Annotated in this window: 11 protein-coding genes; 6 read left to right on the top strand and 5 right to left on the bottom strand. The window is 35.4% G+C overall.

All coding sequences use genetic code 11. The features are described from left to right. Positions 1-18: 18 nt before the first annotated feature. Together K322_RS0109030 and K322_RS0109025 are read left to right on the top strand one after the other, a co-directional pair. Entirely contained in the window at positions 19-1,242 is a 1,224-nt protein-coding gene (locus K322_RS0109030; RefSeq protein ID WP_026626601.1) for a M16 family metallopeptidase, read from the top strand. A gap of 365 nt (positions 1,243-1,607) precedes the next feature. Further along, positions 1,608-2,216 carry an outer membrane beta-barrel protein gene (locus tag K322_RS0109025; RefSeq protein ID WP_026626600.1) on the top strand — a complete coding sequence of 203 codons (609 nt, stop codon included), beginning with the start codon at positions 1,608-1,610 and terminating at the stop codon, positions 2,214-2,216. Between the two features lie 67 nt (positions 2,217-2,283). On the opposite strand, the gene K322_RS0109020 is transcribed toward K322_RS0109025, so the two are convergent. The 5 genes from K322_RS0109020 to K322_RS0109000 all read right to left on the bottom strand — a co-directional run bounded on the left by K322_RS0109020 (position 2,284) and on the right by K322_RS0109000 (position 8,166). Further along, a complete protein-coding gene (locus K322_RS0109020) occupies positions 2,284-2,928 on the bottom strand; it encodes a WbqC family protein (protein ID WP_026626599.1) in 645 nt (214 codons plus the stop codon). 5 nt (positions 2,929-2,933) lie between these two features. Further along, positions 2,934-3,902: a signal peptidase I gene (lepB, locus tag K322_RS0109015; protein WP_026626598.1), complete on the bottom strand. Its 969-nt coding sequence runs from the start codon at positions 3,900-3,902 to the stop codon at positions 2,934-2,936. 148 nt (positions 3,903-4,050) lie between these two features. Beyond that, positions 4,051-5,589: a S26 family signal peptidase gene (locus K322_RS0109010; protein WP_026626597.1), complete on the bottom strand. Its 1,539-nt coding sequence runs from the start codon at positions 5,587-5,589 to the stop codon at positions 4,051-4,053. A gap of 62 nt (positions 5,590-5,651) precedes the next feature. Further along, the gene (gene dapB, locus K322_RS0109005; protein ID WP_026626596.1) at positions 5,652-6,365 is read right to left on the bottom strand and encodes a 4-hydroxy-tetrahydrodipicolinate reductase; all 714 of its coding nucleotides are present in this window, start codon (positions 6,363-6,365) and stop codon (positions 5,652-5,654) included. A 1,066-nt stretch (positions 6,366-7,431) separates the two neighbouring features. Beyond that, complete coding sequence (locus tag K322_RS0109000) at positions 7,432-8,166, bottom strand: copper homeostasis protein CutC (RefSeq protein ID WP_035331780.1); 735 nt, start codon at positions 8,164-8,166, stop codon at positions 7,432-7,434. A gap of 430 nt (positions 8,167-8,596) precedes the next feature. On the opposite strand from K322_RS0109000, the gene mnmG reads away from it, so the two are divergent. The 4 genes from mnmG (at position 8,597) to K322_RS0108980 (ending at position 13,657) form a co-directional block, all read left to right on the top strand. Further along, on the top strand, positions 8,597-10,471 hold the full coding sequence (gene mnmG / locus K322_RS0108995) for a tRNA uridine-5-carboxymethylaminomethyl(34) synthesis enzyme MnmG (RefSeq protein WP_026626594.1): 1,875 nt from the start codon (positions 8,597-8,599) through the stop codon (positions 10,469-10,471). Positions 10,472-10,566: 95 nt separating this feature from the next. Continuing rightward, a complete protein-coding gene (locus tag K322_RS0108990) occupies positions 10,567-11,106 on the top strand; it encodes an adenine phosphoribosyltransferase (RefSeq protein ID WP_026626593.1) in 540 nt (179 codons plus the stop codon). A gap of 52 nt (positions 11,107-11,158) precedes the next feature. Then, positions 11,159-12,979 (top strand): excinuclease ABC subunit UvrC, encoded by a 1,821-nt coding sequence (uvrC, locus tag K322_RS0108985; RefSeq protein ID WP_026626592.1) that lies wholly within the window; start codon positions 11,159-11,161, stop codon positions 12,977-12,979. Positions 12,980-13,075: 96 nt separating this feature from the next. Beyond that, a complete protein-coding gene (locus K322_RS0108980; protein ID WP_026626591.1) occupies positions 13,076-13,657 on the top strand; it encodes an HdeD family acid-resistance protein in 582 nt (193 codons plus the stop codon). Positions 13,658-14,120 lie beyond the last annotated feature (463 nt).

The raw sequence follows: 14,120 nt of genomic DNA, 5'->3' as shown, positions 1-14,120 counted from the left end.
CAGCAAATAATACTTTTAATGAATATATATCAATCCCATACACTAAAGAACGGTTTAAGAATAGTACATCTTCCTCTTGCAAGTCATGTCTCATACTGTGGTTTTATCGTTAATACGGGAACAAGAGACGAACAAGCCGAAGAATTCGGTATGGCTCACTTTGTCGAACATATGCTCTTCAAAGGAACAGAGAAACGTCGTTCTCACCATATTATCAATCGAATGGAAGCGGTTGGCGGTGAAATAAATGCATATACAAACAAAGAAGAAACAGTTATCTATTCGATTTTTCTCGAAGAGTATTTCGAACGGGCATTCGAATTGCTGACCGATCTAACATTCCACTCTACATTTCCCAAACAGGAAATAGAAAAAGAGATAGATGTCATACTGGACGAAATAAATTCGTACGAAGACAGCCCTTCGGAGCTTATCTACGATGAATTCGAAAATCTGATATATAAAGGTTCGCAGTTAGGGCATAACATTTTAGGAGAGCCCGATCTTCTGTCTAAATTCGATTGCAAGATGGCCAGACAGTTTACCGGAAAACATTATCATCCGGATAATATGGTATTCTTCTCAACCGGAAAAACAGACTTTCGGAAAATAGTGAAATTATCGGAAAAATATTTATCGGATATTCCTGTTTCTTCGGAAAAAACGGAAAGGCTAACCCCACAATCAACCGTAAAGGGCGAAATATCTTTGCAAAAAGATACTACACAATCTCATGTTCTTATCGGAGGACAATGTTATGATATGCATAACCCTAAAAAAACAACCCTGCATCTGCTAAATAATATTCTTGGAGGACCGGGAATGAACAGCCGTTTAAATATCTCGCTTCGGGAAAAAAGAGGATATGTATATAATGTGGAATCAAGCACTACATTGTATACCGATACCGGCTTGTTTGCGATATACTTCGGCTGTGATAAACGGAATACCGAAAAGTGTATAAAACTCATACAAAAGGAACTGAATCTATTAAAGAACACAAGCCTGACGAGTATTCAACTTTCTGCGGCAAAAAAACAGTTGACAGGACAAATTGCCGTATCGAGTGACAATCACGAAAATCTGGCTTTGTCTTTAGGAAAAAGTTATCTGAATCATAATCATTTCAACAGTATAGAAGAAACCATACAAAAAATAGATAAGATAACCTCTTCAGATATATTGGATGCTGCGAATGAGATTTTCGCCGAGCAAAATTTATCTACACTTTCTTATCTATAAAGTACTGTTAAGGTATCAAACCAGTTTATAGCTTTAGAAGCATAATTGGAGCAAATAATGACCGTTTATGAATACTTTCTGTTACTTAAATAGTTTCACAATTGTTAAAAAATTAGATTTCGTTCAAAAATATCACATGGTAATCCGACAAGATAGAATTAAACAATATACACATGTAAATCAACGCAAAAGAAGATATAATAAGCCCGTTTACATTTCATTTTGATTTTAATATTAAGAAAAAAATTTCAACAAAACATTGTATTTATAAAAATATAGGATACATTTGTGCCCGATTCTAAAAATACATTAACTAAAAAATTGTTAATTTACAATTAGATTTTATTTGAACTAAATTAGTGTTTATGAAAAAATTATTTCTTTCACTAGCTGTTGCATTAGGGGTATTTACAAGCGCAGCTGCTCAGGAAGCCGGTCAAATGTGGGCTGGAGGTACAGTAGGTCTTTGGTCAAGCAAAGTAAAAGGCGGAGACAGCCAACTAAGCTTTAAAGTTATGCCAGAATTAGGTTACAACGTAACAGAGAATGTAGCTGTAGGTATCGTTATCGGTGCTGCTCATACTCACGGCGGAACAGACCTAAAATTTGATGGAGCAAATGACGCAACAGGCGCTGCATCTAAAAACTTATACAAAGTTAGTCCATTTCTACGTTACACTATTGTGAAAGGTGATATCGGAAGCATCTTCGTTGATGGAGGTGTTGGTTATGAATGGGGTAAAGTTTGTGGTGTTGAAAGCAAAATCAACAACCTTGAAATTGGCTTACGTCCTGGACTAGCTCTTAATGTTTCAAGCAAAGTAGCTTTAGTTAGCAAATTCGGTTTCTTAGGATACCAAAATACTAAAGAGACAGAAGGCAAAGGTGAAGCTAAACAAGAAGTTAAAACTAACAGCTTCGGATTTGATTTCGATATGAGAAACATCGAATTCGGTGCAGTAGTTAAATTCTAAGATCTTTGACATTTTGTTGTTAGGATTCTAACGATTTGGATAAATAAAGAATCCCCTGTGAACTTTCTCAGGGGATTCTTTTTAAGCCTTTCTCTAATATAAGCAAACTTTCATTTCCCATATTGAAGAGCAAATCTACAATGCTCAGATTTTCGGTAAATCCATATCTCTCTTCAAAAACCTGATAATAAGGAATAGAAACGAAATCGGGATCAAAGGTCTTAAAATCTTTCTTAGGGGAAAGATCCTGCCTGAGATCAATATCTTCAGAAGTGATATCAGTAATATAGTCTTCGGTATAAGAGATATTAGCCGTATCGAAAGAAAGTAAACTACAAATCATCTCTCGTAATTCCTCATTGAAATCAAACAGATATTTGTACTTCCTTTCATAAAAAGGTCGGAAATCATCTTCATAGTACTCGAAGAATGGTGTTGAGTTATATGCCGAAATAAGGGCATTCCAATGCAAATGCCGCCAGTTTCCATGATCGGCAATACAAACGTCCCGAATAGGGCACTTTTTACCTCCTGCGCTCTCTATAGGAATAGATAAAGGCATAACGCCATTAGCCGATAAGATGGAGCATCTATTTCGATACGATTGCTTGATATAATTCTCGTGCTGCTCTATTAATATATCTTCTCCTGAAAAGAGTTTCGAATAATACTCAAAAGGGGCCAGATATGCTGTAGATAATATAATACTCATTTTTGTTACTTAATAAAAGCCATTCCTAAGGAGGTCAATCCCCTACCCTTGTTGTCAGGACTGTACCAGATAATAGAGGCTTTACCAACTATGTATTTTTCTGAAATGAAACCAAGCGTACGTGAATCGATACTATTTTCGGTATTGTCCGACAAAAACCAGTAATAATCGTATCTGAACTTATATGACAACAGTTTCTCTTCGGGGGACATTACATCTATACCCGATTCATCTTTAATAATTCCGGCAAATAGCTTTTTATTATCGTCTGTAAGCTTTATCAACATACCCTTGGAAGGCACCAAAAGCTTGTATGAATAGATGTCATCAGTCTTCAACTTGAGCTGTAAAGAATCGGTCAATTTCTGATTTATAAGAAAAGCTTCATACCTGCTCTGGCTGGAATATACAAACAGGGAATCAGACTGCAGATTACGTGCTGAAATATGCAGCGATTTCATTATACCGGCAACAGTATCTTTAGATGTCAGCGGAAAGCAGTACGGAAGCAGCAAATCTGGGGAAGCAACATACCTTTTACCGTTTATAAACATATCCCCGGCTTGTACGGATATTGTATCTCCGGGAACAGCAATACAACGGCTTATACATAGTGTACGCTTGTCTATCGGCTTATCGGTTTCCCCGGGATTATTAAATATAACAACATCATTACGGGAAATTGCGGATGAAAATAATCTGTGATAACCTAATTGCAAAGCTTCTGAATAAGATTTCATCCCGAAAAAAGAATCAAATGTAAAAGGAATGGACAATAATGTCGAAGGAATCCTTATGCCATAAGCCATTTTATTGACAAGCACCTTTTCGCCCCGTAATAAAGCTGTCTCCATTTGAGACGACGATACAGTATATGACTGCATAAAAAAGACTCTCACTACAAACACAACAAGTAGGGCAAGAATAAACACCTTGCCCCACCATTTCCATATTTTTGCTTTTTTCAAAGCCATATTATTTTAGTTACGAATTAAGGTCACAGACCTATTTACTGCTTTTGTAAGTATAACAATTTGTAAGTATAACAATCTGAATCTGTAATAACTTGAAAATGTATCACTAAATATTTTCATATATTTACAAGTGAAAAAGTCTGCTGCCCTATTTCTTTTTGGCACTTGTAAAAATACGATTCCAACGGATTTTTCCATTCAACCAACCTTTGTCTTTATCCAAAGACAACCAGACAAACAAAGGCTGCCCTACAATATGATCTTCAGGAACAAAACCCCACGAACGTGAGTCTGCCGAATTATGGCGGTTATCTCCCATCATAAAGTAATAATCCATCTTGAATGTATAAGAGTCTGCTTGTTTTCCATTGATATAAACCTTGCCGTCACGATATGCAAATTCGTTTCCTTCGTAGTTCTTGATTACCCTTTCATAAGCAGCCACCTTATAATCAACATCTTTATCGAAAGTAATAGTCGCTCCCTTCTTCGGAATCCAAAGAGGACCGTAAGCATCACGGGTCCATCCGGTGCTATAGGCTATCGGATAATAAAACGGAAAATCAATTTGTTTATCTTCGGTAATATTTCGTTTTTCAACTCTTTCCTGTTGTTTAAAGACCTTTAAAACAAATGGTTTTGCCTTCAAATCGGCAACCATCTTTTTAGTCAGTGGCAAAGTATATACAATTCCGAAATTTTTACCCTTGGCGATAAAACCCAATTGAGTAAGATGCAAACTATCGGCTTTATATTTAAAATCATCAGCCATGCTTCTGGCAAGTAAAGGGTTTGCATTTTGCATTTCCTGCATCGGATCAAAATAATAGGGAACTTGTTCTCCGGCCTGATTTAAAGTCGCATAATCATCTTTACTGATTCCTAAATCACTGAAAACAGTTTCGGAAATAGGAGTCCCATCGGTCTGTACATAATAATTCAACTGCATATTTTCGGGATCAGCAACCTTTTTCCCATTTATATAAACTTCATCGTCTTTGACCTGAATAGTCTCACCGGGAAGTCCCATACAGCGTTTCACGTAGTTTTCGCGACGATCAACCGGACGATAAACAATCTCTCCGTACTGAGCTTTATCGTTGCGCACACCATAACTGCCTCGAGGATTCATCTTTGAAAGAGAATAAAAATCAACAGCTTGCTGATTCAAAGCCACTGTATCTCCTGCGGGAAAGTTAAAGACTACAATATTACCCCTTTCTATCGAACCAAAACCCGCAAAACGCTGATACTTAATCTGCGGCTTATCGAGATACGATTTACAATCTAAAATAGGCAATGTATGCTGCGCCAAAGGGAAAGACAACGGAGTCATAGGCGAACGGGTTCCATAGCTCATTTTACTTACAAATAGGAAATCTCCCACTAACAGCGATTTTTCGAGAGAAGACGATGGAATCTGGTAATTCTGAAAGAAAAAAGTATTGATCACATATACTGCAACTAAGGCAAAACCGATTGCATCCGCCCATTCCATTACTTTACGAAACGCCAGATTACCCGAACTCTTCCAAAAGCCCCAGGGAATATATTTCAATATATAACTATCGAAGAAAAGGGGAATGATGACCAAAACACCTAGATATCCTGTCCAGATAACAAAAGCAATGGTAAGAATAGTCATAACTATAAACTTGACCCACTTAGCTCGTGGTGCTGATTTCATTCTTTCTCCGAAACTTTTCCCTTTTTGGGAATTATTCTGATTAGTTGAATTTTCCATTTATCTTAAAATTTAAGCATATCCTGCATTCCTAAAAAACCCTTCTTTCCACAAGTAAATTCAGCAGCTAAAACAGCTCCCAAAGCAAAACCTTTCCGATTTTTCGCATCGTGTTTAATACTTATTACATCTGCCTCGGATTCATAAAAAATCTCGTGGATACCGGGAACTTCACCTTCTCTTATACAATGGATCGAAATATCTTCGGGTTTTGTTTCTGCTTCCAAGTGCCAATCGGTCTTTCTATCTATATTTTCAATAATACCTTCTGCCAAAGTAATAGCTGTACCGCTGGGAGCATCAAGTTTATGAACGTGATGAATTTCTTCCATTTTAACGGAATAATCAGGAAACTGATTCATGATTTTTGCCAGGTATTTATTTACGGCAAAAAAAATATTTACCCCTAAGCTATAGTTAGATGCATAAAAAAACGTCTGTCCGTTTTCACATGCCTTTTTCACTTCCGGCAAATTTTCGAGCCAACCAGTAGTACCTGCAACCACAGGAACATTAGATTCGAAACATTTTCTAAAATTGTTCAATGCACTCGATGGTGTTGTAAATTCTATGGCAACATCGGCACTTTTAAAATCTTCCGAAGCAAATCCATCTAAATTATTCTCATCAATAATTGCAACAATAGAATGTCCACGGCTTAAAGCGATCTGCTCAATTTGTTTACCCATCTTTCCGTAGCCGATAAGCGCTATTTTCATATCCTAAAAATTAAAGGTGGTCGCAAGACCTATTTATATTTTATATTTATCAGAAGCTTATTAAGATGTACAATACATCCAATATACTACAAATGTAAGAAAAAGTAAGTATTTAAGTAACAGAAAGTATTTAATGATATATTTTTAGTTTATAATATGCTTTGGTTGTTTTATTTACTAAAGCAACGTTTAGAGCAGTGAGAGCAGAATCTGGTTTACTTGAACTTTGCCAAATAGCAATAAACGACTAATGAAATTCAATAAACAAGATTAAGAACTTAAAGCCCAAAAAGAACTATCGAATTTTATTTATGTATAGATAAAATTTTCAAATTCAAAATTACTGCCATATATAACCTTTTCTGTTACCGGCTTTTTACAAAACAATAGTCGGCATTTCACTTATAACATCACATAAAACAGCGTTAAAAATTGATAAAGAGCATTTTAAAACAACAACTATTCATTACAAATATGCACAGAAAAGCCATACATAAATTTAAGACCCTAAAATGAAAATGATTAAATAATCCCTTTTTATCGGATAAATCAGGGATAAGGACACAAGACACTGATAAACAAACAAATAAAGAAAACCAAATCAGAAAAATTCAAAAAAATAAATAATAAAGAAAATAAATAAACTAGAAATTTAAAAAAGATAATAATAATTGGAAGCATAATAAATATAAAGTTTTCTATTTAGAAAATAAATAACTAATTCTATTCATTATAAAAAAATCAATAGCATACTATATAAATAAGTTTATACATAAAAATTAACTTTTCAGAAATAGCAAATAACATATTATATATCTAAAATAGAATAGTATATAATCACTAGAAATATATATAATAAGAATATCTGTAAAAATTTAACTTCAAAATATAGAAATTGAAATTAATAATTGAATCAAAAGTAGAAATTAATTAAAAATTAAAAAGGAAAAAAATATCTATAAATAGAAATAATAGAATAAATAATAAAGAAAAAGTAATTAAAAAAAGAAAATAGAAAAAGATATCTAACATTAAAAATTAGAGAATAAAGAAGAACAAACAGGCTCTAAAAATAAGATGAAATTTTCACAACCTCTTTCAGAATATTTTCATCAGAAAAGTATTGAATATAATCCTGATCGGAAAAAAGGCTCTGAACCTTATACTTCATATTACTCTCTACAGGAGAAGAAAAAGTTCCATGAATTTCTTTTATACCCGTCTTTCTTATCAATTTTTCGATATTATTAGACGTAATTCCTGCCCCCGCCATAATCTTTATGCGCTCATCCGACAGCAAAACCAGCTGTTTTATATTTTCCATTCCCTGATAAGCAGTAGAACATCCACCCGATGTAAGTATTCTATCACAACCTAAGCCGATAACATCCTCCAAAGCTTTTTGCAGATTACAGCAACAGTCAAAAGCCCGATGAAAAGTAACCGATAGATCATATTCACGAGCAAGAGATATAAGTTCTGCACATCTGTCAATATCAACTTCCCCATCAGCTGTAAGAATTCCAATCACAACACCATGACATCCGGACTTACCGCAGAACTCAATATCCCTTTTTATCAGACAAAAATCTGTATCATCATACAAGAAATCACCACCACGAGGACGTATCAAAACATGAACAGGAATATGCAAAACGGACAGACTCTCCTCTATCAACGAATAATAGGGTGTAATACCACCTACAGAAAGACCAGTACACAGTTCTATTCTGGAAACTCCGGCAGATTCGGCAATTTTAGCCGAACGAATAGAATCAACACAAACTTCAATATTTATCATAATATTCAATTTTGAAAAGGCATAAGCGATAAAAAGAATACAGCCTGAAATTAAGTAACGGAAAGTATTTAATGAAATATTTCTAGTTTATAACAGACTGTTGGGTAATATATACTTACTAAAGTCATAAATAGGTTTGAGAACTTAATTTAATATTATATTTTCAAATTATAACAAAGTTCAACTTTTATGCTCGACAAGGCAATAAACAGGTTTGTGATCTTAAAGATAAAAGAGAAGTAAAAAACACCTATTTTTTCTAAATAAATAAGCCTAAACAAACAGTAAAAATACCCGATAAAAACACTAAAAAACGCATATTAAAGCAGTATAACAAGAGAGTTAAATATTATCACAGCAAGAAATACCCACATTTAAGTGTTCGAAAAATACTAACTTTGTAGTATAATTATAGCTATTATTATAAAAAATGAACTTTAAATACGACGTAATAGTTGTTGGTGCCGGACATGCAGGATGTGAGGCAGCTGCAGCCGCAGCCAACATGGGTTCTAAAACCCTTCTTATTACAATGGATATGAATAAGATTGCACAAATGAGCTGCAATCCGGCTGTAGGAGGTATAGCCAAAGGGCAAATTGTCCGTGAGATAGATGCTTTAGGTGGTCAAATGGGGATTGTAACCGATACAACCGCTATACAATTCCGTATGCTTAATCGGTCGAAAGGGCCTGCAATGTGGAGCCCGAGAGCTCAGAGCGACAGAGTACAATTCATTGCGAAATGGAGAGAAATAGTAGAAAACACTCAAAATCTTTTCATCTGGCAAGACGCAGTAACTTCTCTCATAATAGAAAATAAGACAGTAAAAGGAGTAAAAACCCGCATGGGGGTAACTTTTACTGCACAATCGGTAGTTCTTACAAACGGAACTTTTCTGAATGGATTGATGCACATAGGAGCCACTCAGATCACAGGAGGACGTGTTGCAGAACCTGCATCATCGGGTATTACCGAGCAATTACGCGAAATGGGTTTTACTACAGACCGTATGAAAACAGGAACTCCTGCCAGAATTGACGGAAGAAGCGTCGATTTTTCATTAATGGAAGAACAAAAGGGAGAAGATGATTTCCATAAGTTCTCCTATCTGGATTTCAAACCGAGAACACTAAAACAGCTTAGCTGCTGGATATGCAACACCAATGAGGATGTACATCAGGAACTAAGAAAAGGCTTACCCGAATCTCCCCTTTACAACGGACAAATACAAAGTATCGGACCTAGATACTGCCCAAGTATAGAAACCAAAATAGTCACTTTTGCAGAAAAAACATCTCATCAGTTGTTTTTAGAACCCGAAGGTGAAAATACTCAGGAGTATTATTTGAATGGATTTTCGTCTTCCCTGCCCCTTCAGGTGCAGATAGAAGCATTACAAAAAATACCGGCATTCCGCAATATACATATATACAGACCTGGGTATGCTATTGAATACGATTTCTTCGATCCCACGCAGTTGAAACATTCGTTGGAAACAAAGAAAATAAACAATCTTTTCTTCGCTGGACAAATCAATGGAACCACAGGTTATGAAGAAGCAGGAGGACAAGGGCTAATCGCGGGAATAAATGCACATATAAAAGCTCACGGAGACGGAGAATTTACACTCAGACGAGACGAAGCATATATTGGTGTATTGATCGACGACCTTGTAACAAAAGGAGTAGACGAACCATACCGCATGTTTACTTCACGTGCGGAATACAGAATACTCCTACGTCAAGATGATGCAGATGTACGCTTAACAGAATCGGGATATAATATAGGTCTTGCAAAAAGAGAACGTGTAGATCTACTAAATCAGAAAAAAGAAGAAGTAAACCGCATTATTGATTTCACATCAAACTATTCGCTAAAACCCGAATATATCAACCCTACTCTCGAAAAACTTGGAACAAGCCCATTGAAACAAGGGGTAAAATTAAAGGATCTGATTACACGTCCTCAGATAAACATCAACAATATATTAGACTCTATTTCTGCCCTACGTACAGAAATAGACAAGATACCAAACAGGAAAGAAGAAATAATCGAAGCATGTGAAATCAAAATCAAATACGATGGCTATATCAAACGTGAACAGTTGATCGCAGAAAAAATAAGCCGTCTTGAGAACATCACAATAAAAGACAAATTCGATTACGAAACAATTCTTTCTTTATCGACAGAGGCTCGCCAAAAGCTCGCCAAAATAAATCCGGAAACTATCGGACACGCAAGTAGAATTCCCGGTGTTTCACCGAATGATATTTCGATCCTGCTCGTCCTTCTTGGAAGATAAACCCCATCCGTTTCACGTGGAACACAAAATACGTTTCACGTGGAACATACAAAATTAAAAAATACAAAATATTCAAATAAAGCAATTTACAGAAAATGTCAAAAGAAAAAATTGAACGTTTAAAACAATCTGTTCGAAACATTCCAGACTTTCCTATCGAAGGAATACAGTTCAAAGATGTAACTACACTATTCCAATCTCCAGAAAATCTGAAAGACCTTTCAGAGGTTTTAACTTCATCGTATAAAGACAAAGGAATAACAAAAGTTGTAGGGATAGAATCTAGAGGTTTTATCATGGGCCCTATTCTTGCTCTAAACCTAGATGCCGGATTTATACCAATCAGAAAACCAGGAAAACTTCCTGCCGAAACAATAGAAGAAAGCTACGAGAAAGAATACGGTTTTGATACCATACAAATACATAAAGATTCTTTAGAACCCGATGATGTAGTACTAATACACGATGACCTACTTGCTACAGGCGGAACAATGCTTGCTGCATATAAACTGATAAAAAGGATGGGTGTAAAGAAAATCTATATCAATTTCATAATAGAACTTGAATTGCTGAAAGGGCGTAATATGTTTCCAAAAGATGTAGAAGTGGAAACTTTACTGAAATACGATATTTAAAGGCTGGATCTTTTACAGAGATTTCAATCTGAACATATAAGTAGTTTTTGCCATGAATAACGAGTATCTCAAAAATATTATTCAAAATATACCTGAAAAACCCGGATGTTATCAATATTATGATAACAAAGGGACTATCATATATGTAGGCAAAGCTAAAAATCTAAAGAAAAGAGTATCGCAGTATTTTACAAAAACACATCATGATAGTCCGAAAACAAGAATACTCGTTAGTAAAATATGCGATATAAAATACATCGTTGTAGATACGGAAGAAGACACTCTGCTGCTCGAAAATAATCTTATCAAAGAATATCAGCCCAGATACAATGTATTACTGAAGGATGATAAAACATATGCTTCTATCGTAATCCGCAACGAATTTTTCCCCCGTGTGTATCAGACAAGAAATATCATAAAAGACGGATCTCAATACTTCGGCCCTTATCCGAGTGTATTAAGCATAAAAGCACTGCTCGAGATCATGCACAAGCTCTACCCTATCCGTACCTGTACATTAAATCTTAATCCTGAAAAGATAAAAGAAGGCAAATACAAAGTTTGCCTCGAATATCATATCAAACGATGTAAAGGACCTTGCGAAGGATTACAGCCTTTGGAAGAATATAACCAGAATATAGAAAGCATACGTCAAATACTGAAAGGTGATATTAATATTGTCAGCAAGAAACTATATGACGATATGCAAAAATGTGCCGAAGAATTTAAATTTGAAGAAGCACAGAGAATCAAAGAAAAATATATCCTGATTGAAAACTTCAAACAAAAATCGACTGTCGTATCAAGTATCATGTACAACATCGATATTTTCGGATATGACGAAGACGAAAACTCGGCATATATAAACTACCTGAGCGTACATAATGGAGCTGTAATAAGAGCATATACTTTCGAATACAAAAAGAAACTCGACGAACCGAAAGAAGAGCTGCTGGGTCTGGGTATTATGGAAATCAAAAACAGGTTTATTAATCTATCCAAAGAAATAGTTGTACCCTTTATACCCGATCTTACTTTGCAGGGAACAGAATTTACCATTCCACAGCGGGGAGACAAAATGAAACTGCTCAAACTATCTATCCAGAATGTAAGACAGTATAAAATAGATAAACTGAAAAGAGCAGAAAGCCTAAATCCTGAACAACGTACTATGCGGATCGTCAAAACCATCCAGAACGATCTACATCTAAAAGAACTTCCTGTACATATCGAATGCTTCGATAACTCGAATATTCAGGGAACAAATCCGGTATCAGCTTGTGTAGTCTTCAAAATGGGAAAACCATCAAAGAAAGATTACCGCCACTTTATTGTGAAAACAGTAGTAGGACCCGATGACTTCTCCACCATGAAGGAGGTTGTATACAGACGATACCACAGGCTCTTGGAAGAAGGAGAAACCCTGCCCCAGCTCATCATAATAGATGGAGGTAAAGGTCAGCTTAATGCCGCTTGCGAATCGCTCAGAAGTCTCGGTATTTACGGAAAAGTAGCTATAGTAGGCATAGCCAAAAGACTGGAAGAAATATATTATCCTGAAGACTCTATCCCACTCTACCTCGACAAAAATTCAGAATCTCTGAGGGTTATTCAACATCTGCGTGACGAAGCTCACCGGTTTGGAATCACCTTCCATAGAAACCGGAGGAGTAAAAGTCAGGTTGTATCAGAATTAGACAGCATAAAAGGTATCGGCGAAGAAACCAAAAAGGCTCTTTTGAAACATTTCAAAAGCATAAAAAGGCTGAAAGAATCAGAAATATCTGAAATAGAGAGCATTGTAGGATCACATAAAGCGAAACTACTCTCCCAATACTTCCAAAAGGCTCAAAATGAGGCTAAAAAGGAATAATACTATAAACCAAAGGCAAAATAGGACTGAAACGCTAAACTAAAAGTGTCCCTCGATTGTTTTAATTATTAGAATAAACTCAAATTAAACACAGTCATGGATAAACATTTACTCTCATCGTTCCGTAGTAACGTAAAAAATTGGTGGGTATCTCTTATTGTAGGTATCATCGCAGTAGTATTGGGTTTGGTATGTCCCTTCACACCAATAGCAACATTTGCAACCCTAAGTCTTTTCTTTGTAATCTCATTTTTTGTCGGAGGAATCTCCGAGATAGCATTTGCCATCTCTAACAGAGCAGTTCTCAAAAACTGGGGATGGATATTAGCAATGGGAATCATCGATTTCATTTTTGCTATTGTTTTACTATCTAATCCACTCTTAGCTCCGCTTATTTTATCTTATTTAATTGCTTTTTGGCTATTGTTACAATCCATATGGAGCGTTGGTATGTCACTCGATTTACAGTCGATCAAAGGAAGCGGCTGGGGTTGGCTGCTGGCTTTGTCAATTCTGGGAGTACTGGCCTCTCTCCTACTCTTATTCAGACCGGAAGTAGCAGCTTTATTTACAGTCTATATTTTGTCTCTCGGATTTTTCTGTTACGGTATTTTCAGAATATACTTGGCTGTCAGATTAAAATCTTTAGATAAATATTTACCTAAAGACGAAGATTAAGATCTCATAGCTAACTAAAAAATAAAAAACGGATAGTCTTTGAATTAAGGCTATCCGTTTTTGGTATCCTGAGTATAAACAGATAATGGCTTACTCAATAATCATTTTGCTTCGGGTAAATGAGATTCACCCGAAAAATTCCGTATACAATACGTCCCTCCTATTTTCACTACCCTTTTATATTTCTAATAATTTATCTATACAGAAAAGGTCATAAAACATCCTTGAGTAAAAAGAGCTCTTTAAATATCTGGAGAAAACAGGAAAAAGATATCATTAGAAAACATGTAATTAAGTTGTCACTTTTGTTACCTTTTTTATAAAATAACTCAGATCGCAACAGAATCCTCTTCAGGGCACATAGGTGTAATAGTAAGATCAGATATCCATCCGAAGAATGGACATAAAGGATGTTACTTTTGTTACCTTTTCAAATTTAAAACACTGAAAAACAATACAATAT

The sequence above is a fragment of the Indolivaga capnocytophagoides DSM 22835 genome (assembly GCF_000426485.1).
Taxonomy (GTDB): Bacteria; Bacteroidota; Bacteroidia; order Bacteroidales; family Dysgonomonadaceae; genus Dysgonomonas_A; species Dysgonomonas_A capnocytophagoides.
Note: the sequence above shows the minus strand (reverse complement) of the source record. Positions and strands in the feature narration are given on the sequence as shown.